The organism is Streptomyces lucensis JCM 4490 (assembly GCF_014650035.1).
GTDB lineage: Bacteria > Actinomycetota > Actinomycetes > Streptomycetales > Streptomycetaceae > Streptomyces > Streptomyces lucensis.
The window spans coordinates 52794-76409 of record NZ_BMUE01000008.1 but is presented as its reverse complement, the minus strand read 5'-3'; the positions used below and the strand labels follow the sequence as shown (position 1 = coordinate 76409).

19 protein-coding genes and 5 pseudogenes are annotated in these 23616 nt (G+C 68.9%); 9 read left to right on the top strand and 15 right to left on the bottom strand.

The window, feature by feature from the left end; genetic code table 11:
• The first annotated feature begins 660 nt into the window (after window positions 1-660).
• The 3 genes and pseudogenes from IE177_RS19395 to IE177_RS35775 all read left to right on the top strand — a co-directional run.
• Window positions 661-1368 carry a site-specific integrase gene (locus tag IE177_RS19395; RefSeq protein WP_229816145.1) on the top strand — a complete coding sequence of 236 codons (708 nt, stop codon included), beginning with the start codon at window positions 661-663 and terminating at the stop codon, window positions 1366-1368.
• Between the two features lie 22 nt (window positions 1369-1390).
• Window positions 1391-1876, top strand: coding sequence for a hypothetical protein (locus IE177_RS19390; RefSeq protein ID WP_190016609.1), 486 nt, complete (start codon window positions 1391-1393; stop codon window positions 1874-1876).
• A gap of 151 nt (window positions 1877-2027) precedes the next feature.
• Window positions 2028-2459 (top strand): annotated as a pseudogene (locus IE177_RS35775) (Tn3 family transposase); the annotation flags it as partial.
• Here the strand turns inward: IE177_RS35775 and IE177_RS35035 are convergent.
• On the bottom strand, window positions 2382-2906 hold the full coding sequence (locus IE177_RS35035; RefSeq protein WP_229816144.1) for a hypothetical protein: 525 nt from the start codon (window positions 2904-2906) through the stop codon (window positions 2382-2384). The pseudogene IE177_RS35775 and the gene IE177_RS35035 sit on opposite strands and share 78 nt — an antisense overlap.
• A gap of 119 nt (window positions 2907-3025) precedes the next feature.
• Here IE177_RS35035 and IE177_RS19375 point away from each other — a divergent pair, with 119 nt between their 5' ends.
• The 3 genes and pseudogenes from IE177_RS19375 to IE177_RS19360 form a co-directional block, all read left to right on the top strand.
• The gene (locus tag IE177_RS19375; RefSeq protein WP_190016607.1) at window positions 3026-3895 is read left to right on the top strand and encodes a DUF2975 domain-containing protein; all 870 of its coding nucleotides are present in this window, start codon (window positions 3026-3028) and stop codon (window positions 3893-3895) included.
• Window positions 3895-4155 carry a helix-turn-helix domain-containing protein gene (locus IE177_RS19370; protein ID WP_190016606.1) on the top strand — a complete coding sequence of 87 codons (261 nt, stop codon included), beginning with the start codon at window positions 3895-3897 and terminating at the stop codon, window positions 4153-4155. Before IE177_RS19375 ends, IE177_RS19370 begins: the two co-directional genes overlap by 1 nt.
• Window positions 4156-4302: 147 nt before the next feature.
• Window positions 4303-4502: pseudogene (locus tag IE177_RS19360) on the top strand (IS5/IS1182 family transposase); the annotation flags it as partial.
• Between the two features lie 17 nt (window positions 4503-4519).
• Here IE177_RS19360 and IE177_RS19355 read toward each other — a convergent pair.
• The 6 genes and pseudogenes from IE177_RS19355 to IE177_RS19335 form a co-directional block, all read right to left on the bottom strand.
• Window positions 4520-4828, bottom strand: a pseudogene (locus IE177_RS19355) (transposase); the annotation flags it as partial.
• Between the two features lie 286 nt (window positions 4829-5114).
• Window positions 5115-5831: a response regulator gene (locus tag IE177_RS19350; RefSeq protein WP_190016850.1), complete on the bottom strand. Its 717-nt coding sequence runs from the start codon at window positions 5829-5831 to the stop codon at window positions 5115-5117.
• Window positions 5832-6056: 225 nt separating this feature from the next.
• Window positions 6057-7487: pseudogene (locus IE177_RS35465) on the bottom strand (SAV_2336 N-terminal domain-related protein); the annotation flags it as partial.
• A gap of 4 nt (window positions 7488-7491) precedes the next feature.
• Window positions 7492-8484, bottom strand: coding sequence for an AAA family ATPase (locus tag IE177_RS19345; protein ID WP_190016605.1), 993 nt, complete (start codon window positions 8482-8484; stop codon window positions 7492-7494).
• Window positions 8481-10646, bottom strand: a complete 2166-nt coding sequence (locus IE177_RS19340; protein WP_190016604.1) for a VMAP-C domain-containing protein — start codon at window positions 10644-10646, stop codon at window positions 8481-8483. Before IE177_RS19340 ends, IE177_RS19345 begins: the two co-directional genes overlap by 4 nt.
• Window positions 10646-10960 (bottom strand): trypco2 family protein, encoded by a 315-nt coding sequence (locus tag IE177_RS19335; protein ID WP_190016849.1) that lies wholly within the window; start codon window positions 10958-10960, stop codon window positions 10646-10648. Before IE177_RS19335 ends, IE177_RS19340 begins: the two co-directional genes overlap by 1 nt.
• Window positions 10961-12062: 1102 nt before the next feature.
• Here IE177_RS19335 and IE177_RS19330 point away from each other — a divergent pair.
• The gene (locus IE177_RS19330) at window positions 12063-12497 is read left to right on the top strand and encodes a hypothetical protein (RefSeq protein WP_229816143.1); all 435 of its coding nucleotides are present in this window, start codon (window positions 12063-12065) and stop codon (window positions 12495-12497) included.
• Here IE177_RS19330 and IE177_RS35030 read toward each other — a convergent pair.
• The 7 genes and pseudogenes from IE177_RS35030 to IE177_RS19295 all read right to left on the bottom strand — a co-directional run bounded on the left by IE177_RS35030 (window position 12494) and on the right by IE177_RS19295 (window position 18779).
• Window positions 12494-12970, bottom strand: a complete 477-nt coding sequence (locus IE177_RS35030) for a hypothetical protein (RefSeq protein WP_229816142.1) — start codon at window positions 12968-12970, stop codon at window positions 12494-12496. The genes IE177_RS19330 and IE177_RS35030 overlap by 4 nt on opposite strands.
• A 337-nt stretch (window positions 12971-13307) precedes the next feature.
• Window positions 13308-13532, bottom strand: coding sequence for a YozE family protein (locus tag IE177_RS35770; protein ID WP_190016603.1), 225 nt, complete (start codon window positions 13530-13532; stop codon window positions 13308-13310).
• A gap of 158 nt (window positions 13533-13690) precedes the next feature.
• The gene (locus IE177_RS19315) at window positions 13691-14068 is read right to left on the bottom strand and encodes a hypothetical protein (protein WP_190016602.1); all 378 of its coding nucleotides are present in this window, start codon (window positions 14066-14068) and stop codon (window positions 13691-13693) included.
• Window positions 14069-14166: 98 nt separating this feature from the next.
• A pseudogene (locus IE177_RS19310) lies at window positions 14167-15863 on the bottom strand (putative type IV secretion/conjugal transfer ATPase); the annotation flags it as partial.
• 621 nt (window positions 15864-16484) lie between these two features.
• Window positions 16485-16829 (bottom strand): hypothetical protein, encoded by a 345-nt coding sequence (locus IE177_RS19305; RefSeq protein ID WP_190016601.1) that lies wholly within the window; start codon window positions 16827-16829, stop codon window positions 16485-16487.
• Window positions 16826-17371, bottom strand: coding sequence for a conjugal transfer protein (locus tag IE177_RS19300; RefSeq protein ID WP_373305121.1), 546 nt, complete (start codon window positions 17369-17371; stop codon window positions 16826-16828). Before IE177_RS19300 ends, IE177_RS19305 begins: the two co-directional genes overlap by 4 nt.
• Window positions 17372-17774: 403 nt before the next feature.
• Window positions 17775-18779, bottom strand: a complete 1005-nt coding sequence (locus IE177_RS19295) for an MFS transporter (RefSeq protein ID WP_190016600.1) — start codon at window positions 18777-18779, stop codon at window positions 17775-17777.
• 375 nt (window positions 18780-19154) lie between these two features.
• Here IE177_RS19295 and IE177_RS19290 point away from each other — a divergent pair, with 375 nt between their 5' ends.
• Window positions 19155-21038: a glycosyl hydrolase 53 family protein gene (locus tag IE177_RS19290; protein ID WP_190016599.1), complete on the top strand. Its 1884-nt coding sequence runs from the start codon at window positions 19155-19157 to the stop codon at window positions 21036-21038.
• Window positions 21039-21484: 446 nt separating this feature from the next.
• On the opposite strand, the gene IE177_RS19285 is transcribed toward IE177_RS19290, so the two are convergent.
• Window positions 21485-22365, bottom strand: a protein-coding gene (locus IE177_RS19285) for an IS5 family transposase (RefSeq protein WP_229816141.1) whose coding sequence is annotated in 2 segments (ribosomal slippage) — window positions 21485-22005 and window positions 22005-22365 — 882 coding nt in all. Because the reading frame shifts where the segments join, the coding sequence is not laid out codon by codon here.
• Between the two features lie 196 nt (window positions 22366-22561).
• Here IE177_RS19285 and IE177_RS19280 point away from each other — a divergent pair.
• Window positions 22562-23569 (top strand): ArsR/SmtB family transcription factor, encoded by a 1008-nt coding sequence (locus IE177_RS19280; protein WP_190016597.1) that lies wholly within the window; start codon window positions 22562-22564, stop codon window positions 23567-23569.
• Window positions 23570-23616: the final 47 nt, after the last annotated feature.

Below are 23616 nucleotides of genomic sequence, written 5' to 3'. Positions count from 1 at the left end.
TGGAGAACCGGGTGCTGCTGCCGGGGATCACGACGCTGACCCGGCTGGTGGCCGAGACGCGAGCCCAGGAGATGGCCGAGCTGTACCGGACGCTGGACCAGGCGGTGCCGGAGGCGCTGCGGCAGGCGATGCGCGACCTGCTGAAGGTGCCGCCGGGCAGGCGGGTCTCGGAGCTGGAGCGGCTGCGGACCGGGCCGGTGCGGGTGTCCGGAAGCGCGATGCGCGAGGCCTTGGACCGGGCCCGTGAGGTCCGGGCGTTCGGCGCCGGCCTGGTGGACACCGGCGGGGTGCCGCCCGCGTGGATGGCGGCGCTGACCCGGTACAGCCTGGGCTCGAAGGCGCCGACCATGCGGGACCTGGAGGAGAGCCGCAAGACCGCGACGATGCTGGCCACGGTGCGACACCTGGAGACCGCGTCGATGGACGATGCCCTGGACCTGCCCACCACAGCTTCGTCGCCTACCAACTGCCCACCACCAGCGAGATCGTGCCCGTGCTCCAGGACACCCCGTCCAAGCTCGACCAGGAGCGGCTGCTGCTGGTCTCACCAGAGCTCGGCGAGGTGCTCACTGCGATCATTCATCGCGTCCGGCGCGGGCAGCAGGCGCCATGCCCCTGGTCTCCGCCTACGACAGTTCGGAACGGCTCTGGAGTGCACCGATGCCGTTCCTCTTCCAGCGCCGCTGCGGCCCGGAGGACCGGGCCATCCCGCGCAACTACATCTACACCTGCCTCAACGACGCCCTCGCCGCGAGCGGGCTGACCGGGCCCGGCAACGAGCAGCTGCGATACACGCCCCACGACGTGACCGACGCCCTCCGCTCCGGTCCGCCCCCGCACATCGCCGCCCGCATCTGCGGCCACCGAACGGTCGACACGACCCTCGGCTATGCCGCGATCTATCCCGAGGACGTCATCAACCACCACCGGTCCTTCATCGCCCGCCGCCGGGCGCTGCGACCCGGGGAGGAGTACCGCGAGCCCACCGCACAGGAGTGGCAGGACTTCCTCGCCCACTTCGAGCTGCGGAAGGTCGCCCTCGGCGTCTGCGCACGCGACTTCGGCACCCCCTGCGTCCATGAACACGCCTGCATCCGCTGCCCTGTCCTGCGGCCCGATCCCGAGCAGATGCCCCGCCTGGAGGAGATCCACGCGAACCTGCTCGACCGGCTCCAGGAGGCCAAGGAATCGGGATGGCTCGGCGAGGTCGCCGCGATCGAGGCCAGCCTCGCCGCCGCCGAGCAGAAGCTCGCCGCCATGCGCGACCTCGCGGCCCGGCACACCACCGTCCACCTGGGCATGCCCGACCTCCGTGGCGTCGTCGCGCGCATCGACTCCGAGCAGCGAAACGAGGATGCGAAGGGGTAGTCCTGAGCACTACAACGAGGGGATGACCGTCTTCCTCTGTTCAAAGTGCGGCACCGCGATCACGCCGGAGCTGGCCGAGCTTGCCGCCGTCCCTGAGATCTCCGACGACGAGCGCGACCGGGACAAGGAGACACGCCGGGCGCCTTCCACCGTTCCGCGGGGCCACTACGCGATCGATCCCGAGCCCTGGGGACCTCCCTACGTCGTGCAGGACGATCAGGAGGACCCGAAGCCAGCTCAGTCGCGCGGACCTGTGGTCTGCCGTGAAGAAGGCTTCGTCATCTCGGCCGGCAGCCGACACACAGTGCTGGTGCACCCTGATGACGCCGCCAGCCTTCAGCCACTGCCCAACTGGGAGAACAGCAGTGGGTGCTGCGGACCGACAGGCGACGAGGGTCTCAACCGGGCCTGCCCTTGCGGCGCTCCGGTCGCGACCCTCGCGGCCGACTGTTTCGGGCCCTTCGAACTGCACCTCGACCCCGTCCGGACCTACGCGTTCTCCCAGTAAGACTGCGAAGCGCGTGCGGACGACATGCACGACACGCCCGACGGAACCCGTCCACTCAACTTCTTCACGACTACATTCCGTGGTGAACGACGGCTCACAGGCGGGACCTGCCGCCGAGCTGGGCTAGTTCGGATAAGACCAGCTCGGCGCTCTCGGCCTCGCGCTCAACGCCGTCGTGCTGTGGAACAGCCTCTACCTGGACCGGGCGGCCAAGCAGGTCCTCGGTGATGGCTTCCCCGTCACCGAGGACCTGCTGGCTCGCCTGTCACCGCTGCAGTTCGACCACATCAACTTCCTCGGCCGTGTTTTTCCGCCCGCAGCAGGCCGGCCGCAGGCCGCTACGCCAACCCTCGACTGGCGGGGAGGACGACGGCGAGCGATAGGAGCGCCGATCGCGCGCTGGAAGGGCTGCGCGGATATCCGGTCTTACGAAGGGCCGTGCCCGGAGGGCGGCGGCATTCCTAGAGGTCTTGTTCGGACCGCGCATTGCGGGGTCCCACGCTTCTCACGGGATGAACTTCACCTCTGGGAAGGCCGCGCTCGGGCCGTCGAGCAGATGTCCCCGGCGGTGTCGCAGGTGTAGGTCGAAGAACGCGAGCGGGTAGGTCTGCTGGACCCGGACCGCCCGAGCCGGATCGAGGGTGCCGATCATGTCCTGGATCTGCTGGCTCGTCATGCCGAGGACTGTGCGCATGCCCGGCGCGATCCACGGTGAGACGAGCTTGCAGCCGGCCCCGTTGGAGACCGACTTGATCCAGGCAGCCTTCGCTCTGGCGTACAGGCTGATGACAGTCCCGAACCCGGGAGGCAGTGCGGGTACCGCCGCTACTACCGACGCGATCAGCTCAGTGGCCTCCGCTGCCGCCTCGGCCGCCGCCGCGTTGAGGTGGATCTCGAACTTCCACCAAGACGCGTGGAAGTTCACCTCGAAATCACCCAACTGTGCCTTGGCGATCGGAGTGACTTCCTCCAGCGCCGACGGCTCCGCACACTCGTGGACGACCTGTACTGCGGCCTCTTCCGGCCCCATCCTGCCCCCTAACGTCATCTGCTACGGGGCACACGGCCCGGGGCGGTTGCGGCATTCCTCCCCTTCTGCTGCGAAACGCATGCGGGACAATCGGCACCTGGCGGATTACTTCGGTTTGGGTGGCAGAGCATCACGGTGTCGCGGCTCCCGGTCAAACGTCACCCCCGATCGCCACCTGGTGGTATGTGGGCGCCCTCGGCCGCGCTGCGCGGTGGGCCGAAGCCAATGGCCGACTCTACCGCGAAGGACAACAGGCGCAGGTGCTCGACGGCGAGACGCTGATCGCCAGGGGCAGTGCCGGGGTTGCTTTGCACATCCACAGGCCATATCGTTTCTCGATAGCATCGATAATCGATATGACAGGCGAGGACTCCATGACCGAAGACCGGAAGATGCTCGAGCCCATGACCACGGTCGTGTCCGTGACCCTGCGCATTTTGTTGGTCCTTGCGATAACAGGACTTGTCGTCTCGGTCGTACATGGCAGTTGGGGAGGCTCCAGTGTCTGCATCGCCGACGAGTCGAGCAGCAGTTCAGCCATGCCCGGCGGCTTCGCCGCCGAGAGTGGGGCGCAGGTCGACTCGATTCCGCGCTACTGCGCAGAGGCGCCCGGCGCACACCTGCGTATCCTGGACGCGCTCAGCAGTCTGCCGTCGAGCTTGCTCCTGATCAGTGGCCTGTACCTGCTGCACCGGTTCTTGCGGGGTGCGGCGCGGGAGGGTGTTTACACCGTGCGTACGGCGTCTCGGCTTCGCCTGGTCGGCTGGTGGCTGCTTGTCGGTAGCCTGGTCGTCGAGTTCGCCGAGGCGAATGCGAGGGCAGCCCTGCTTGCGGTGCTGGCCAAGGACGTGGACTTCTCGGCCGGGACCGTGCTGAGCATGTGGAACTTTCCGTACCTGGCTGCTCTGACCGGTCTTGGTGTTCTGACCTTTGCACGGATCACTCGCCAAGGAGTGTCCATGCGTGAAGACCTCGAAGGGCTGGTCTGATGGCTGTCGCGGACGACCACGAAGGTCATGACATCGAAGTGCACCTCGACAGGCTGCTCAGTGAGCACGGCATGACCCTCACCGAACTCGCCAACCGCGTCGGCGTGACCAACGTTAATCTGTCCGTGCTCAAGAACGGACGCGCCAAGGCGATCCGGTTCACCACCCTCACCCGGATCTGTGAAGTCCTGCAGTGCCAGCCAGGAGACCTGCTCAGTTATCGCCCAGGATCCTCGGACGGACGCCCGTGCAAGCCCTGATCCTCAGGACCGCGAGCTACGGCGCCCCATCACGCCCTGAAAAGGGGGACCTGACAGGCCCGAATCCTGTTGATCGGGGCAAGTACGGCTCGAAGATTCAGTTGGTTACCGAGCGGACCGGTCTGCCCCTGTCCGTCGGCATCTCAGGTGACCCTGGACTCCACGATCGTGCGTGCCCACCGGCACGCGGCCGGGGCCCGCAAAAAGGGGCCCCGGCAGACGAACCCGGCGACCACGCCATCGGCCGGTCCCGCGGCGGACTGACCATGAAGATCCACCTTGCTGCCGACGGCCGCTGTCGGCCTCTGGCATTCGTTCTCACTGCAGGCCAGGCCGGCGACGCACCTGGGCAGTTTCGTTTGGATCACCGGACGGACCAGAGGAAGATGCCCGCGATGTGCAGTCCGGCCAGGTAGATGGTGGCGGTCTTCTCGTAGCGGGTGGCGATGCCGCGCCACTGCTTGAGGCGGTTGATGCACCGTTCGACGGTGTTGCGCTGCTTGTAGGTCTCGCGGTCGAAGGCCGGTGGTCTGCCGCCCCGGCTGCCGCGACGTAGCCGGTGTCCGCGCTGGTCCGCGGGAATGGGGATCACTGCCCGGAAGCCGCGCTTGCGCCGATGTTCGCGGATAGCGCGGGAGGAGTACGCCTTATCGGCCAGGACCAGGTCCGGCCTGGTGCTAGCTCAACGGCCTTCGAGGGCCACGATGGTCCGCCGGTGTACGGCGGGCCGCCCCGATCTTCCACCCCGGCACATAGGGATCCCATGCACAGCCATACCGGCACCACCTCCCACCCGCCGATCGTCGTCCTCTGCGGATCCACCCGCCTCTGGAACGAGTTCAGCGAGGCTGCTCCCACACGTCGAAGTCGCACCAGGCCTGCTCGACCAGCAAGCCGGGCCAGTGGACCGGGAACGTGGAGCGGGGGCAGTGGCGTAATCACGCGTGGCACGGCTCCCTTCACTGGTCTCGATGATGTCCCGGCGAATGTTGGGAAGCCGGGGCGCCAGGTTCTTCCTGTAGTTCCAACGCGCCCTGCAGCACCTGGCGCAGGCTCCTAATTGCGCGTTCCAGGCGGGCTGCTGTGGTCCTCACCGTCGCGCTCAATGCTTGTGCCTGGAGCTGTCCGGTCAGGTCGCGTGCCTGCGCCTCGACGTCGCACAACCGGGTGGACAGCTGCGTCAGCAGATCGGTCGCGGCCGCGGTGCGCAACAGGGCTTCCTGTTCGCGCAATAGGACGTTCTTCTGGTGCATGCCAACGAAGACGGCCACCTTGGAGCGCAGCACCCAGGGCTCGTACGGCCGCGAAACATAGTCCACGGCACCCGCCGCATAATCTCGGAAGGTGGCGTGGGGGCTTGTTTTGGACGCGCCGACGAAGATGATAGGGGTGTCGCGAGTCCGCAAACGGCGCTTGATGTGTGCGGCGGTCTCGTAGCCGTCCATTCCCGACATGCGGGTGGCGAGCATGACGAGGGCGAATTCGTCTTCGTTCCGGTTCAGGACGTTGAGTGCTTCCTCCCCCGACGAGGCGCGGACGAGTGTTTGGTCGAGCGCGGACAGAATGGCCTGCAGGGCCAGCAGGTTCTCCGGCTGGTTGTCGACCAGAAGGATCTTGGCCTTCGTGTTCGGCGCCGAGGGCGGCGCGGGGGGCCTGGTGTCCGTGTGCTGAGCCATAGGTGGTTGTGCGCGGGCGCGCTCTCGGGGTTCCGGGGGCGCCGGGGCTGGGAGAGGTTGGTCGGCGGGCAGGGCGTCGATGTGCGTGGCGACGCCGAGGCGTTTCAGGAGCCGCTGTTCTAGTTGGGCAAATGATGTTTCAGGTGCGTCGACGGCGGCGGCGCCTCCCGGGTGCGCCACCCAGGCGGTGAAACTCGGTGAGTGCCGCACGCACCCTGCCAGGCGGTCGGCGATGAGGCGTGTGGTGCGCAGTAACTCGCGGGCAGGGAGTGTGCCGAGGAGGATGCGTCGTGCGTCGTCGGAGAAGTCGAAGAACTCCGGCTGCGGCAACTGGCTGGAGGTGTCCGCGGCGGTGTTGTGCATGAGTCCGCCGAGAAAGACCTCTACGAGGTGTCCGGTGTCCGTTGGAGGGCCCAGGGCTTCCTGCACCATGTGCATGACGGGTGGGGTGATGGGCGCTACGGCCGCGAGGTGGGAGGCAAGTCGATATGCCTCCGGGCTGGCCGCGTCGCGGAAGCTGAGGACGGCTTCGGTGTCCGGACCCTGCCGGGTTGCGGCACACCAGGGTTGGTTGACGGACTGCCCGATGTCCCACAGCGGCAGTACTGCGGTCGCGCTTGGTGAGGCGACTAACCGGGCCCAGTCGCCGACGGCGGCCTGTGTGGGTTCGAGTACGGGGACGGGGACGGAGTCGAAGCCGACCAGATCTGCTGGCAGTTTTGGGTCGGTGATGTGCCAGGCGGTGGTGGGACCGCCTCTGCGGACACTGGTGACGTGCCACGGCCGAGTCGTGATGCCCGAGTTCGCCCAGAGCCGGGCGGGCAGGGCCTGCAGGATCGCGGTGGGTTGCCGTCGGGCCCACAGGGCCGCCGCCTCGCTCATCCGGCCGTCCCACCAGGCGTCGCCGACGCCGTCACTGATCACGAGGACAAGGGTGCCGCCGGTGGGGTCGCAAAGCGCGGCCGGCGGAAGGTAGGGACCTTGCTGCCGGTAGGGACGGTTGCTCAGCAACGGGGCTTGCGCATCACGGGTGTTCAGTCCGAATACGCGGACGTCGTGAAAGGCACCGGCTCGTTCCATCAGTGTGCGGATCTCGGAGGCCAGACGCTTCCAGAGAACCATGGACACGCCGTCGTCGATCAGCAGGGCGAGGGAGAGCCAGCGGGTACGTGCTGGACTCGTCACGGTCTCAGGTAGACCTGTCTCGGCCATGGCGTCCACCGTCCGTGCCACGTCCAGTTCCTGACGGCGCCGATCGGGGAGCCGCTGCCGTAGCGGCCGTAGCGCCTTGCCGAGCGTGAGATGACGGTTGGGCAGGACATGGGGGCCCGGGGTGCGGACGGCGTGTGCCCTGTGCGGGACTGGCTCCGGCCTGCCGCTCTCCTTCCCCCGCGGGGCGGCGTGCAGGGGGAACAGGCGGTGGGAGGCAACGTCCGGCGGCGGATACGGGCCCGGTTGCTCGGGATCGTCAGCGCCGGGGGCCCGGGGCTCAATCTGCTCGGCGGCCTGCCGTGAGGAGGCGGCCGGGGCCGGACGTCGCGCCAACGGAGCGATGCCGACCGGCAGGTTGCTGGCCAGCCACAGGACATCGAGGAGTTCTTCGTCGGCGAGGTCGACGCCGCTCCTGGCCAGGATCTCTCTCAGGCGTCCGAACATGCCTTCATACCGCCCCGCCGAGTTGATGCAGAACGGCGTCGAGCAGTCGGCCGGCGTCCAGATCGATGCCGCCCTTGCGCAGGAAGACCGCGTTGAGGAGCTGATCGGTCGCGAGTTCTCCGGGCGCGCGGCGGCCGAGGAACTCCTCCAGCAGGTCATCGATGTCGTGGAGCGCCTCGTGGCCAAGGTGCGCGGCGACGATGTCGCGCAGCCGCGTCTCGTCAGGCTCGGGCAAGTCGAGACGGACGCACCGTCGGAGGAAGGCGGGCGGGAACTCGCGTTCACGGTTGCTGGTGATGACCACGACGGGGTACTCACGGCAGCGGACGCGGCCGCGAACCACCGGGGCTGGCGCGTCCGGGTCGTCGGTCCGGACGTGGACCGTGGAGTGCTCTTCGGGGAGTCGGCTGAGCTCCGGAATCTCGAACTCGCCCTCCTCGAACACGGTGAGTAGGTCGTTGGGCAGATCGACGTCGCCCTTGTCCAACTCGTCGATGAGCAGGATCCTTGGCCGGTCTCGGGCCAGCAGCGCGTTGCCCAGGGGGCCGAGCCGGACGTACTGGCCGATGCCGGGTTCGGAGCCGTCCGACCGGCGGAGGTTCGCTTCCCGCAGCCGACCGATCGCGTCGTAGTGGTAGAGGGCGTCTTGCAGGGTCGAGCGGCTGTTGACTGGCCAGTACAGGACGCGGCCGAGGGCGAGCTCGTGGGCGATCGCGTGGGCCAGGGAGGACTTTCCGGTACCGGGGTGCCCCGTGACTAGCAGAGGCCGGCGCAGGTGGAGAGCGGCGTTGACGATATCCGCGTCGTCGGGGTCGATCAGGTACGGGCGGGGCCGTGCGGTCTGCGAGCCGTCGGGCTCCTCCGGGTGGAGCCGGCGCCACGGCGGTGCGGGCGGGAAGGCGACGGCGTGGGATGCTCCATCGCCCCGGAAGAGCCGCCAGTTCCTGTCGCCGGACGGGGTGGAGGGGGCGGTGGCAGCGGATTCTGCGGCAGTCATGACGCGTGGGCTCCTTTGGGAGGGTCCTGCAGGGGCAGCGATTCGGGCCGCGGTCGTCGGCCCTGCTCCTCCCATACGAGTGCGGGGCGCGCTGGGAGCGTCTCCGGCTCGTCGAACGCCGCCCCGCGGAAGACGCGGACCCGCTCGGGCAGATCACCGAGCGGGCCGGTGGGGTCCAGCTGTTGCAGTCCGGCCGCGTCCGCGGGGCAGTCGGCCCGTCGGTCCCAGAGGACGACTGGGACGCCGAGCGCCAGGCAGAGTTCGAGCAGTGCGTCCCGCTGTTCCGGGGCACAGTGGAGCACAACCTGGGTGGCGTCACGGTGAGTGGTCTGCAACAGCCGCCTAAGCCGTGGGAGAGTGACACGTTCGTCGTCGACCACCAAGGGGGCTGTGTGTCCGCTCTCCCAGCGCCGTCGATGCTCACGTTCTCTGCTGCGCACCAGCTTGCTCATCTCCGGGCAGCTCAGGGTGATGCAGAACTCGGCGCCGATCGGCTGGTCGGGCACGAACTCGTTGGGTGCCCCGGGGTTCCATTCGTCGATGGGCAGGTGGAGGCTGTCGCGGGCCACCAGAACCGTCGCATGGGGCGCGGCCGTCAGGCCCAGTTCGTCCGCGACGACCTCGACGGCGTCGCGCACCTGCCGGGCCACTTCCTCGGGTGTCTTCGGCGCGCTCTCCTCCTCGTGGAGGGAGGTGTGCGTGCCGTCGGGGCGTGCGAGCAGGATGCGGCAGTAGTAGCTATCGCGCGGTTCGGTCCGCGCGCGGGAAACTTCGACGACAACGCGGGAGAAGGGGGGCGCCTGCCGGGCGGCCCAGCGGCCGGCGTCGGTGCGGCGCTCGGCAAGCGCCGCCGGATGGATGCCGGTCCGCGCGGCCACCTGATCGGACCATCTGCGCAGCTCCGCGCCCGATTCCTCTCCCAGGGCGGCGGCCACGCATTCGGCCAGACGGAGCAGGGCCGGTACGGGCGGTGTGTCGTCCGGTACGCGTCCGCTGTCGGAGATGGACTCCAGGTGCTCGACGACGTGTTCGAGGTCGTCGGCGCAGAGATGCGTGCGGTTCAACGGGGCGGGCAGCCAGGCGTAGCGCAGGACCTCGCGGGCGGCACGAGGTATCAGCGTGGGCTGTTCCTTGCAGATGCCGCGGAGCAGTGCCAGTAAGGTCTCGCACTCGTCCAGGGACAGGAGCAGGCACAGTCCACCGGCACGGGCGCGGGTGAGGACGTCTGTCAGACGGATGCGCTCGTCCTCGCCGGTGAGGGCCAGGACCAGGGTGCTACTCAGGGAGGGCAAGGCCCGGGGATTGGCCGCCACGAGTGCCGCGAGGTCGGCCATGGTCGGTTCATAGCTGTGGGGGACGGTGTATCCGAGCCGCCGTGCGAGGGCGCGGACATGTACCGTGTAGGTGGTCCGGCCACCGAGCACCGACCACAGGAGGCGCTCGGTCTCCTGCTCGGCCGGGCTGCGTTCCGTCGCGGGCTGGGCCGTCGGGAGCGGGGCGCCAATCTCCGTCAGACAGGGTGGACCGTCGGCGTACCGTTGCAGGAGGGCCTGGAAGCCGTCGTCCTGGACGAAGCAATGCGCTGGGATGGCCCGCAGACGGCGGTTGCCGTAGGATCGGTCGTCGCGAATCACCAGGCCCACCAGGTAGTCCTCGCAGAACACTGCGGTTCCCGAGGCGCCTCCCCAGGCCCTGCGACCGTCGTCGCGGAGGTCGGGCGCGGGCTCCTGGTCGAGCACGTAAAGGCCGCGAGCCCCGGAGGACAGCGGAGGCAGGACGCCTCGGAGGTGTTCGGCGTCACGGCCGTCTTCCGCGGATGCCAGCGGAAAGCCCAGTCCCTCGTAGCGCAGCGGGGCCCTGCCCACGGGGTGGCCCCATCGAACCGACCCCGGTAAGTCGATCTCGTCATGTGTGAGCAGCAGAGCGACGTCCAGGTCCTGCGGATGGATCCAGATCAGCTTCGCTCCGGTGCGTAGCGTCTCGCCGCGGCCTGGGTGCCCCACTCTGACCTGGATCTCCTCCCAGTAGGAGCTTCTTTCGCCGTCCTGGAGGATGTGTGCCGCGGTGAGGACAAGGCGGGGTGCGACGAGATAGCCGGAGCCGACGCGATGGCGCAGCCGCGTGGTCCCGCTGCGGATCAGCACCAGTCGGTGCGGGTCCATCACTCCTCGTCCCAGGACCCGGTTTCGGTGTCGCTGATCTCTGGACTGGAACCGCCGCGGGCCCGGTCCCGGACTGAAAGTTTCAGCGTCAGTCTGTGGGTGCGGACGGTGGAGTGTTCACCGCCCGCGCCGACGGTTGCCACGCCGAAGCTGACCTTGCCGTCCCCCTTGCCGCTGTTGCGCAGCTCCAGCTGCAACTCCAGTTCGGCCTCCTCGATACCGAACGCGAATTGCTGGTCTGCCCCCAGATCCTGCGCCCGATAGAGCTCCTGCCGCAGTTCCTCGATCGCCGCGACAAGTCCGATCCCCGCCATCCGCACCCCCAGCGCGCACTGTGCCTGCGGAGTAGTCTGCCAAGGTTTTGAGGCCGGGCGCCCGGGCTTCGGAGGAACGGGCGGGAGAAGGGCTTCGGCACCCTCCCGGTCCCCGGCCTCCTTCCGCATCACCGCCCGGCTGTATAGGGCCTCGGTGCTGCCGTGGTCGGCGGCGCGGTGGCGGAGGTAGTGGGTCCATTGCAGGCGGTGGCGGGCTTGTTTGCCGTGGACTGGTCTGGCGAGTTCGACGTAGGCCTGTTCCGCCCACTGGAGGGCGCTGGCCGAGGAAGCCCAGGCCGCCGTCACCGCGCGCGTCAAGGCTCAGGGCAAAGTCCGCTTCAAGGTGGAGGCAGCCGTACGGAAGAAGGCCCGTCACCCAGAGCCAGCGGCGGCGTAGGGGCCTCTCGTCATCGGAGGCTCGAAGGACACCGCAGGCCCCGATGCGGACGACGGCACCGTCGGGGTGCTGGTCGGGATGGCGGCGGGTAGCTCTCAGGGATGGTGAAGAAGAGAAGAAGAGGCCGGGCTCGCCCACCGGGCTGACACGGCTGACGAAGCAGAAGCTGGTCGACGGCTTACCCGGGCCGGGCGGTGTGCGGATCCGGTACGCGCAGCCGGAAGAAGCCATCACGCCGTGACAAGTCGATGGGTGTGATTCCGAGGTTCATAGTTGGTGCGGTGTGGTGGCTTGAGCTGAGGTGTTGAGACGTCCTTGAGAAGGGAGCGGGCGCTTGCGTGCGATCTCTCGGTTTCGGGACAGTGGGGTGAGAGGCAATGGGAACTCGGTGTGTTGTTGCTGCTCGGTGGCGGTTTCGAGGCGTGGGACCACTGTCCTGGGTGTGAGAGAACCAACGGGGCATTGCTGTCTCGGGGTGTTATTGCATGCGGGGTGACGCTGTCTCAGTTTCGTGAGTTCTGATCTGCTGGCCGATGGGTGTTGGTGGCTCGGTGGTGTGGCTCAGCAGGAGCAGGAGCCGGCGCCTCGAGGGGCGGGTGGGAGTTCGGGCGGAGCTTTGCCGGCTGTGTCGGTTCGGGCGTTGCGGGGACCGGCGGTGCGTCGTCTGCTGGCCCTGCGCCGGGAGGGCAAACTCACCACGGGCAGGTGAGGTCGGCGGCGGGCGTGCTGGGGGTGCGGGAGCGCGCGGTGTGGCGGTGGCTGGCGGCCGCCGAGCGGGACGAGGCTGCGGCTGCGGCGCCGGGGGAGCGGACCGCGTATCCCGGGCGGTTCACGGTTACTGACGAGGTCCGGGCTCTGCTGGGGCTGTGGAAGGGCAACGTCGCGGCGGTGCATCGTGAGCTGACCGCTCGCGCGGCCAGGGGCGAGGGGGATCCACCTCCGTCGATTCCGCCGCTGCACCGGGCGGTCCAGCGGGATCTGACGCCGGGGGAGAGGGCCGGACTCGCCGGTGGCGAGCGGGCGGCGCGCAAGCACGATGTGTTCCTGGCCCGGCCGCGCCCCTGGCGTAACCAGGTGTGGGAGACCGGCCGGGCCCGTGCACCGGGGTGCCTGCAGTACCCCGGTGCCGCCCGGCGCTAGTCCGGTCGGCGGTCGGCGAGGTGGCGTTGGAGGTCGAGGTGGCGGAACTGGTAGACGGCTCCGACGCGACGGAGCACGGCGCGCTGCTGGTGGGCGTTGGCGAGGAAGGCCATCAGGTCGCGGGGGGTACCGTGGCGCAGGGCCAGGTACCAGCACGTGATCGACAGGGCGGGTGAAGCGGTGTGTCGGAACGCCACCAGCACCCCAGAATACAGGCCGAGGGCGAGCAGCCCCGCCAAGGTGGAACCCAACTCGCTCCAGGGAACGCCGGCGAACGCCGACGGGCCCCGGACGGCGAATCCGACGACGAGTAGACCGGCCATCAAAAGCGCCGCCAGCAAGGGGAAGCCGACGACGAGGGTGTGTGCGGCCCTGCGGTCGCGCTCCAGCAGGGACAGCGGATGCAGCGCGACCATCATGTCCGCGTCCTTGGTCGCCTTCCAGCCGAACCCCAGGAAGACGGCGAGCAGCACCAGCGGAACGACCAGTACCGCGGTGCCCGGAGGCCACCGCGCCGCAGACGGCGGCCGTCGCCGCGACCCCCGGCCACGAGACGCGGATCCGGTCGGCGGGTGCCGTCTTCGGCACGAGGAAGGCATGCAGGGCGCCCAGCGCCCACCCTCCGGCGACGACTCCGACCACGGCGGCCTGCCACCAGGGCACGTCGGAGGCGGGGAGCACGGCGAGGGCGACCGAGAGTGCCACCCACAGCGGCAGCCCGAGCACGGAGGAGTGGACGACGCGGGGTGCGGTCCGGTGCAGGGCCCACCACTCGATGTCGGTCGTCGCCTCCCGTCGATTTAGGTGTCATCACCCGGACGCTCGGTCTGACTCGTACTGAGTCCATGCACGCTCGAGCGTCTCGATGGCACCCGTGACAGCGCCGCACTCCTCAAGGTAGTCACGCTGGCCTTGCCGCCCCCTACGTGATGGCCAGTTGGGATCAGCGGAGACATCCCGAGCGAGATCCCCAATGGCGTTGTGCTGGTCGGCATGGGTCTTCAACCACGCAGTGAAGCTCTTCGGCTTGGACATGTGCGTATCCTTCCGCCACCGTGGCCGGGCCAACCCAATAGGGAGCTACAGACCACAGTTGGACGACCGCCCTGCGTCGCCTGCAGGCGTGGTGGAGGCACTTCGATCCCGGTGACCCTGACGCCTGACACCGTCACGGCCGCGTGCGGTCCAAACCCCTAACCCGTGCTACCGCCGGCCGTCTTGGACGAACTGATGTACGCGGTCACCTCATCAACAAAATCGCTGTGGTTCTGGGCCATGGTCGCACCCACATCTAGAGCGCGGGCTTCGAGCCGGTGCCTGGTCGGATCGCGTCTCTCCTCTGCCCTGTCCCAGTGACCGAGGGCATCAGCGTAGTCCTGCAGTGCCTCGCGGACAGCTCCCGAAGGGTTGCGAAGATGCTCCGGGCCGAAGGCCAGGATGCGAAAGTGCGCCTGCGTTACGCCAAGCTGGGCCACACCTATAGCGGCGCGGAGATCATCGCGATCGATGTCGTTTACGACGGCGTGGCAGTAGCCCGGGGTCATCCGAGCGAACGCGTCGTAGGCCTCCATGAAACCCACCAGCGCATCGACGCGGCGCTGAAAGAGCCAGTCACGCTGAGCATGTTGCGTCTGTAGCTCAAGGTGACGCGTCGCCTCGAACCCAGCCTGGAGACCTCGGCGCGGGCGGCGTCGATGATCTGGCAGCGGCCCGCGGCGGCGGTGCGGGCGAAGCTCGCCCATTCCCGTACCGGGGTGCGGTCGATGCAGATCGCGACCCCGCCGCGCGCCCATACCGCCTCGGAGATGAGTTTCTCCATGACGCTCTTGCCCGCGCCGAGGTCGCCGACGATGCCCATGGAGGCGGAGGCGTCCTGTTTCGGCGCGTTTGCGACATTGAACATCACGGGGCGGGTGGTGCCGCAGTCCAGGTCGATGCCGAGGAACATGCCGTTGGGGTCGCCGACCTCGCAGGCGGTGAAGGCTCCGCCGAGCGCCCAGTCCTCGCTGACCTGGTGCTGGGTGAACTCCCGCACCATGGCGGGGCGTGTGGTGCCGGGCAGGCCGAGGGTGAACAGGGTCTGCTGCAGGCCGGTGGGGCGCACGCCCGGTAGTCGGCGCCGGCGAGGAGCGAGGCCAGGGCCCGGGCGCGGGCGTCGCAGGTGGCGGCACTCGGCCCCCACACGGTCAAAACCGTCACCGACTGGACCTCGACCTCCCCGGTGCGGGACAGGCGGGCATCCAGCTCGCCCAGGTCGCGGGCAGCGTCGGTGAGGGAGGCGGGCATACCGGTGGGGCGGGCGTCGTACTGGTCGGCCTGGTCGACCAGCTCATTCTTCTTGCGTCGTACCTGGTCGCGGGCCTTCTCCGCCGGCACCAGGGTTACATCGATGGTGTAGTCGACGGGAAAATCCAGCGTCTCCAGCTGCGCGAACAGGTCGGCGGCGTCCTCGCTGACCGCGGGCGGGCACTCGGCGAGCGCCAGGTGCGCCTGGTAGCCGACCCCGGCATCGGATTCCACCTGCAGCCACCGCCGCCGCAGCGGCGATGATGCCTTCCCGCGCCACGACGCCGTGCGGCCCGCACGGCCGATCCGCCCCCCACCGGCCAGGCCCTCGGTATCGAGCGCGGGGTCGGTGCCGCCCTCCTGCAGGCGGACCTGGCCGAGGTCGGCGTAGCTGGGGGAGTGCAGCACACCGGCCCGCAGCTGCCCGCCGTACAGGTCGCTGCTCTCGGCGTCGGTGAGCAGCGGCTCGTGAAGGCCGCGGTGCAGGGCGTGCTGGATCATCCATACGATCTCCGCCGGGCGGAAGGAGACACCGCCGGCGAGCGCGGCTTCCACCCGCACCGCCTGCTCGCGGTAGGAGGCCACCTCGCGGCGTGCCACGGGCGCTGCCCGCATGCCCAGCATCGGTGCGACGTCGGCCCACACCGCGCCGAGCGAGGCGGCCACCTGCCCGCCGGCGCCCTCGATGCGCAGGGGAAGTGCCAGCCACAGGGTGCGGCGGTGCATCTCCTGCCCGTCCAGCAGGTCCAGGGCGGCCTCGACGTTCTCCACCCACGGATGCGCCCCGTCGCCGGGCTGGTCGCCGGGTTCGATGCCGTCGATCATGCGCAGGGCGATCTCCCCGGGGTCGATCTGGGCGCACAGCCCGAACAGGCGCGGCGCCCCGGTCAGGGAGCGGACCAGGTGCGTGATCCTGGTGAGCTGCTCGTCGCGGACCGCGGCCGGCACGTAGGTGCCCTGGACGGTTCCCTCTCGGCGGCCGTGCTCGCCCGACCCGGGGTGCAGCCGGTACAGCGCCCACACACTGCCGTGCGTCGACCACACCAGGTGTCCTGCGATATGACGGATCGGCAGCCTCACTGCATACCCCCCGCCTGCTCGGCGAGCGCCAGCAACCGCTGGACACCCGACACCGGCCGCGCCCGCGAGACCGGTCGTGTCTGCGATACCGGCGGCGCCTGCGGTTCTGGGCGTGCCTGGTGTGTTGGGCGTGCTTGTGGTGTCGGGCTGGGCCGCTGGGACAAACGGGCAGCCGGGCTCGGCTGGGCTGTGGTGCTGGCTGCAGGCGGACGGCGCGGGCCGCGGCCGGGTGAGCGGGGGCCGCCTGATGCTGTTCGAGGGTGAAGCCGCCGAGCAGGGGGCGGCTGGTGCGGTCCCGGGCGGCTCTGCCGCCGATCCGGCCGCCCTGCGGCTGCCACGCCAGGAGCATCCAGCCCAGCGCAGCCGGCAGCGGGACGCGTCCCTTGATCTTCGGCCGGCGTACCGCCCAGACCGTCAGGGCCCACGCCACGATCGGTGCCGGGCGCAGCCACGACCACCAGCTGATCGTCTTGGCCAGTAGGAAGCCGCCGCCAACCGCGACCGCGATCTGGGCGGGCGTGTAGGGGCCGAGGGGGATCCTCCAGTCCGCGATCTTGCCCAGCACCCACGGGTGGCGGCGGGCAGCCGTATAGAAGCGGCCCACCCGCCCCGCCGCCGCGCTCACAGCTCACCGCCCGTGCCGGCGGGCACACCGGTGGGGGGCGAGCCGGAACCGCGCATCACGATGCCGGGAGCGGCGGGTGCGCCGTGGGAGGGGTTCTTCACCTCGTCGGTGAACACATCCGCCAGGTCCGCGCGGGAGTTGTACAGCCCCAACGCGATGATCATCAGCAGCAGGGCGCCGATCCCCGCCTTGAGGCTGAACTTCTGGACCATGATGACGACGACCATCACGATCAGCCCGGCCTGCAGGCCCTTGGTCGCCCAGCCCTGGAACATGCTGATCCAGCTGTTGCCGAGGTCGTCCAGCTTCCCGGCGAGCACAAGGCCGTGCACCGTGTTCACCGGACACCCCCGCCCTTGACGGCCCCCCACTGCAGTGCCGTGATTTCCCACCGGTGGGAGCGGGCCGTCAGGCCGAGGTCGTAGGACAGCGGCCAGCGCCCGGCGTCGTCTTGGGCCTCGACGCGGACGCGGACACCGACCGTGGTGCCGTCGGCGGGGACCTTCTGTGCGGCCGCCCCCTCCTGCGCGCCCCACACCTCGCGGACGGTGACCGCGCTGTACGGGGCAGGCGAAACCGGCGCCAGCCGTACCCCGGGCGCCAGGTAGCGCTCCACCTGACCGGCCCCCGTCAGATACGCGCGGAAGAACCCCTCCACCGCAGACGACAGACCACCGTCCAAGGGAACGCTCACCCTGTACGACGGCCCTCCCGCCGCCGCCCGGGCCAGGCCGGCCACCACACCGGGGGCACCCGTCACAGTGAACGAGTCGCCGCTCGCACCGGCGGCCACGGGTACGACGAAGTACCGCAACCGCCCGTCCACGTACTGCGCAGCCACCGTCACCGCCCACACCCCGCCACCGCGGCGCGCACTGCGCACCGCCGTCACCCATCCCAGCTCCGGCTGCGCACCGGCGACGGGATCGGGCAGATCGACGTCCGGCGCGAGCGACCGCGCAAGCCGCGCCTGCGCACTGCCGGCGTCCCTTGCACTGCTGCGCAGCCACGCGCCGCCCCCCGGGGCCCCTGACTGCTGTGTTGGAGGGCGCTGGGCCGCTCGGCCCGCTGCTCCTACCCCCGGTCATGCTCGCCGCTGGTCATTCCACCGGGGGTCCCGCCACCCCTTTGCGTCGTAACGCAGTTGCCGCTGGTGCCAGACCCGCTGCGGCAATGACGCGAGGAACTTTGCACGGAGGGGGGCGATGATCAACGACGGCACGACAGGCACATCTCCTCCTGTGAGCAGAGAAATCGCCCCTGCCCGGGGCGGTGTCGCAGCCTGGTCAGTGAGTGGCGTTCTCGGCGACCGGCTCCTCCTTGGCCGCTGGAGGTTGCGCTGTGGCGGGAGAGCTCAGCAGGGTTGCGGCAACGAGGAGAGCGACGGCGACGAGGCCGGAGCCGATGCGGAAGGCAAGCTGGTAACCACCCGTGAGTGCCGAGGCGGTGCTTGCCCCGTCACCCAGCAGGACATCCGCATGCGAGGTGGCGAGTGTGCTGAGGACCGCGAGGCCGAAGGCGCTGCCGATCTGCTGCATGGTGTTGAACATGCCCGAGGCGATCCCCGAGTCCTGCGGCGTGGCCGCTGACATCGCGAGCGTGGCCAGTGACGGCATCGCGAGGCCGAATCCGATGCCGAGCGGCAGCAGCGCGGGCAGGACGTCCACGACGTAGCTCCCGCCTGCCGGTATGCGGCCGAGCGCGGCGAGACCTGCCGTGATGAGCGAGAGTCCGGGAAGGAGTACGGCACGGGGGCCGAAGCGTGCGATCAGCTTGGGCGAGAGGCCGAGGGAGCAGGCCGATCGCGACCGAGACCGGGAAGATGCCGAGGCCGGTGTGTATCTCGTCGAAGCCGAGCACCTTCTGCAGTAGAGCACGCACAGGAACTGGAAGCTGAACACCCCGGCCACCATGAGAGCCTGGATGCCCATCGCTCCCGAGACGTTGCGCGAGCGGAACACACGCAGGGGCAGGATCGGGTGGGGCGCCTTCGCCTGGCAGGCGACGAACGCGAGGAGTAGGGCGAGTGCCGCGGCGCCAAGGCTCAGCGTGTGTGGGGAAGTCCAGCCGTAGTTGGTGGTCTCCACGATCGTGTAGACGCTGAGCATCAGCGCGGGGGTGACCAGGAGCGCGCTCACGACGTCGGTCCCCTTGCCGAGGCCGACACCGGGCTCGGACGCGAGTACGCGGCCGGCCGACACCGGGGCCACGATGCCGATCGGTACGTTGACGAAGAAGATCCAGTGCCAGCTGATGGTCTGCGTCAGGGTGCCGCCGGCGAGGAGGCCCATCGAGCCGCCGGCGGATCAGAGCCAGGCCGAAATCGAGCCGGATCACCGGCCGAGGCCTTGCTGCTGGCTGTGGGCGTGGACGGCGTCCTATACGGTGCAATGCAGGCCCTCGCAGCGTTCCTCGGGCCGCGTGATAGGCGAAACCGGAAAGATCAATCTCGCCGGGGTTTCCTGTATCTCCACGACTCGCACCAGATGCTGAGGCAGACCGCTCCGGCCCAGGACCCAGGAGAGGACGGCACACCCATGCCTGACCTTCCCGCTCCGCACCCGCTGGCGGCCGACGACCACCAAGCCACCCCGCACGACCTGAGGCGGCCAGTACCCGTGCCGCGCGTTCGCCCTGGCACAAGGGAGGACACGCCACCCGTCTTCGTGATCAATCTCGACCGGGACCGCCAACGCCTCGCCGCCATGGCGGCTCACCTGAGCGCTTGGGGAGTGGAGTTCACCCGATGGCCGGCCACGGACGGAAACGCCCTTGCGGACGGGCCGCACCAGCCCGCTACGGCCGAGCACGACGGGGTCGTGCTGAGCGGCTTCGACCACTTCGCACTGCCGGAGGCCGCATGCGGGATCAGCCATATCCGGCTGTGGCGCACGATCGTCGAGCACCGGATTCCGTGGGCACTCGTCTTGGAGGATGACGCGAGACTGACCCGCCGACCACCGTCCGGAATCGGGGAATGGCGACTTCCGCGGGACGCGGACATCGTGCTGCTCAACAAGCGCGCCACCCCGGGCGCCACGCGGCACGAGGCATCTTCCGTGATGTCCTATGCCGACGTTGTCGGAGGAGCGGGCACCGAAGGCTACCTCCTCTCATGGGAAGGAGCGCGGAAACTGCTCGCCGTGACGCGACCACTGCTGAACCCGCTCGACTTCCAGATGTACGCGCACTTCGCGTCCGTACAGCGCGCAGACATCTTCCCCTTTCTCTGGTCGCTGCCTCGTAACGAGGCCGCCGACGAGGTCGCGCTGAACGCCTACCGCCTCGCCCCACCGCTGGTCGACCACGCGAACACCCGGTCGAGCATTGGCAACGGCCGACACCGCAGGGCGCGCTTCCTGTGCCGGGCGCTCTTAGGCTTGAACTTCGACATTGAGGGCTACTACCCGTACCAGCCGACAGCCGCGACCGCCCTACCCGCCCGGGTTGCGGCGGCCCCTCCCTTATCCGCTCCCGTACCGGGCGGCATCGCGGAAGCCGACTTCGTCACCGGCGCCGATCTGTCTCATTGCCCTGTCGGGACCGCGGCCCACGTGGCCAGGACGCTCGCCGAACACGGCGTCACCACGGCCAGGATCAGCCTCTGGGTCTCCGACGAGAGCACCATGAACCTTGCCCGGACACTGCGGCTGGCCACCGCGGCGACCGACGCCGGTCTGGGAGTCCATCTCGCCCTGCACTACTCCGATACCTGGGCCGACCCGGGACGACAGAAGAAGCCAGCAGCGTGGCACGACCTCGGCATCGGCGCCCTTCGGACCAATGTCCGGACCTACACCTCGGCGGTCCTCACGGAACTCGCGGACAACGGCACCCCACCCACGATCGTGCAACTCGGCAACGAGATCACCAACGGCCTGCTCTGGGCCGGGAAGGACCAAGACGAGCGCGCCGGTGGACGGCTGCACCCGCCTGAATCCGGTCCCCACCCGTACTGGGAGAGCGACGACCAATGGGTGATCGTCGCCGAACTACTGAACGCGGGCGCAGCCGGTGTCCGCGCGGTACTGCCTCGAGAGTGCCGCACCATGGTCCACCTCGACCGTGGAGCCGACATCGGCGGAGCACGCTGGTGGCTGGAACACGCGACACGGCACGAGATCGACTTCGACCTTATCGGCCTCTCGTTCCATGCGCTCTGGCACGGCGACGCGACACTCGCCCGACTCGGCCGGATCGCCGACCTGTACACCGCGTTCCCCGGTAAACCAGTCGTCATCACCGAGACATCCCATCCATACCGGAAGTTCCGCCATGAAGGCACCACCCGACATGCAGGCCCGGAATTCCCCTTCACCCCTGACGGGCAGGCCGCGTTCCTCGCCGGAGCACTCCGCACCGTCCGCGACGCGCCCAACGGAGGCGGAGTCATGTGGTGGGGCACCTGCTTCACCGACGACCAAGTCGAGGACGGGGTCGATGCCTTCTACGCCCAGGCCCTTTTCGACGAAGCAGGCACCCCACTGCCCGCCCTCGCTGCCTTCGGCTCAGCCCACCAACGCGGCGCGAGCTGGCGACACAGCGGATAGCGGTAGCAAGCGTTCCGCTTCTCCGTGAACCGGGCCTCCATCTCTAGAGACGCTGAACGAACTATCGCCGAAGCCGAGGGCCAGCTCGCACCACTCAGGGAGGGCCGTCAGGAGCTGCTGGGCGCACGATCTGCGAGTCGAGCGGGGGCTGGAACTGCATGCGCAGGTTGCGGAACTTGAGGACAAGCGCTCTCGCCTCGACGGGGAGGGAGCGGTGCCCGCTACCCGGCCTGCGCAGTACATCGCCGCCCGGGTCGTGAACGACTTCGACTCGGTCCTCCAACACACTTCTGGAAAACTGGGAAGTACGGCAGTCGACAACTCCGGCTACGACCAATACAACGCCGAGATCCGGGCCGTGGGCTGTCCCCGCGCCGGCCGTGGCAATGGCGTGCGATCCGTACTGCATTCTGCCTTCACTACCTCCCTAAGGCCTGTCCGGTGGATCATGTTCGGAGCCAGAGGTGGATGGCTGCGAGGGTGACTGTTCCGTGGAAGACGTAGGCGCGTTTGTCGTAGCGGGTGGCCACGGCACGGAAGGCCTTCAGCCGGTTGATCGTCCGCTCGACCTCGTTGCGGCGTTTGTATAACTCCTTGTCGAATCCTGCGGGCCGACCGCCCCTGCTGCCCCGGCGTCGGCGGTTGGTCCTCTGATCCTTCGGTTCCGGGATGGTGTGCTTGATGTGGCGTCTGCGCAGGTAGCTGCGGATTCTGCGGGACGAGTACGCCTTGTCCGCGCTGGGGTGGCCGGGCCGGGTGCGAGGGCGCCCCTCACCCTGCCGGGCCACCCGGATGCGTTCGAGGACTGGGATCAGTTGCGGTGCGTCTCCCCACTGGCCCGGAGTGACGAGGAGTGCAAGGGGCTTGCGCCCGCCCTCACTGGCGAGATGGATCTTGCTGGTCAGTCCGCCCCGGGACCGTCCGAGTCCCTCGTCGGGGCGGTGCTGCCGGGGCGTTGATCTTTTTTCGGAACGCGTGGTGCCTTCCGGCGGGCGCCGGCGGCGTGCTGGTGAGCGCGGCAGGAGGTCGAGTCGACCCCGACCATGCTCCAGTCGATCCGGCCTTCCGCGTCGGCATCGGCCTGGACGGCCTGGAGTATCCGTTCCCAGGTTCCGTCCGCGGACCAGCGTCTGTGGCGTTCGTAGACCGTCTTCCATTTGCCGAACCGCCTCGGCAGGTCCCGCCACGGAATCCCCGTGCGCTCGCGGAAAAGGATTCCGTTGATCACCTTCCGATGACTGGCCCACCTTCCGCCGCGCAGTCCGGCCAGCGGCAGATGCGGTTCCAGCCGATGCCACTGCTCGTTCGTCAGGTCACCACGGCCCATGCCCAACTACACGGCTCTGAGCGCAACATCACTCATGATCCGCCGGACAGGCCTTAGTCGGCGCTCAGGATCATGTCTGCGCCGGTGCAAGCCTGCCGACCGCGCTCTCGCTTGCCCACAGAGCCGGGAGGAGAGCGAGGCTGTACGACTCGTTTAGTACTGGGCCGACACGCACATCGGTGGCGAGACTGCGGTGGTGACCTTGCGGATCCATTTCACGGCCGAGGATCTGGGCCGTACCCATTTGGCATCAGGTGTTCGACCCCTATTGGAACTCGACATCGGCATTCGGCTCCTCCAGGAGCGAAGCCATCCGGTCAGGTTCGACGCGTGGCGGCGTCAAGTAGCAGCGCGGCTGCAGCCACGTCCCACACCGCTGTTCGACTTCATCCCCGCACTCGGGCCGTCTGCGGACTTCCTGGACCTGAGCCGAGCCGAGCAGCCGGACGACTTCCTGGAAAGACTGTCCTCCACTCCGAAACAACGCGTTACCGCAGACGTGGACCAATGGACAGCCGGTCTTCGGCACGTGCCCCGAGCGGCCCGGCAGCTACGGGAAAATCCCTCGCTTGTGGTCCGCTTGGCCGAGGCGGTGCATCAGGCCCATGAGTCGTGCATCGCTCCATACTGGCCTCGCATCGAGCAACTCGCCAGCGTGGACCGGGCCTGGCGCCTGCGACAACTGGCTGAGCACGGCGTCGAACGCCTGCTGAGCGAACTCAACCCGCGCTACATCACCTGGGCCTCTCCAGTACTGCACCTGACCACGGCCTCCAAACGCGATGGAGACGTTCACCTTGCGGGACGGGGGCTCCTCCTCATCCCCACCGTGTTCGGCGCCCACTACCCCGCTTTTGATTACCCGGACGACGGCCAGCCCTGGATCACCTTCCCGGTCCGGGACAGTGCCCACGCCACTACAGCTCCCGCCGTCGTCACAGCCGGCATCTTGAGTGAGGCCCCGGCCTCCCTACGCGCACTGCTCGGCCGAACCCGCGCTACCGTCTTGTGGGTCATAGCCGAGCATGCCGAATGCACCACCACACAACTCGCAGCCCATGCCGGCATCTCCCTCGCGAGTGCCAGTCAACATGCGCACGTGCTGCGCAATGCCGGGCTCACCGTCCTCACCCGTGACGGGCAAAGCGTCCGCCACACCATCAGTCCCGCAGGTCAAGCCCTCCTCAACTCCACAACCGGATAGGGCCGAGCGAGGCCGCGGCGAGAGGGACACAACCTCGAGTCTTACCA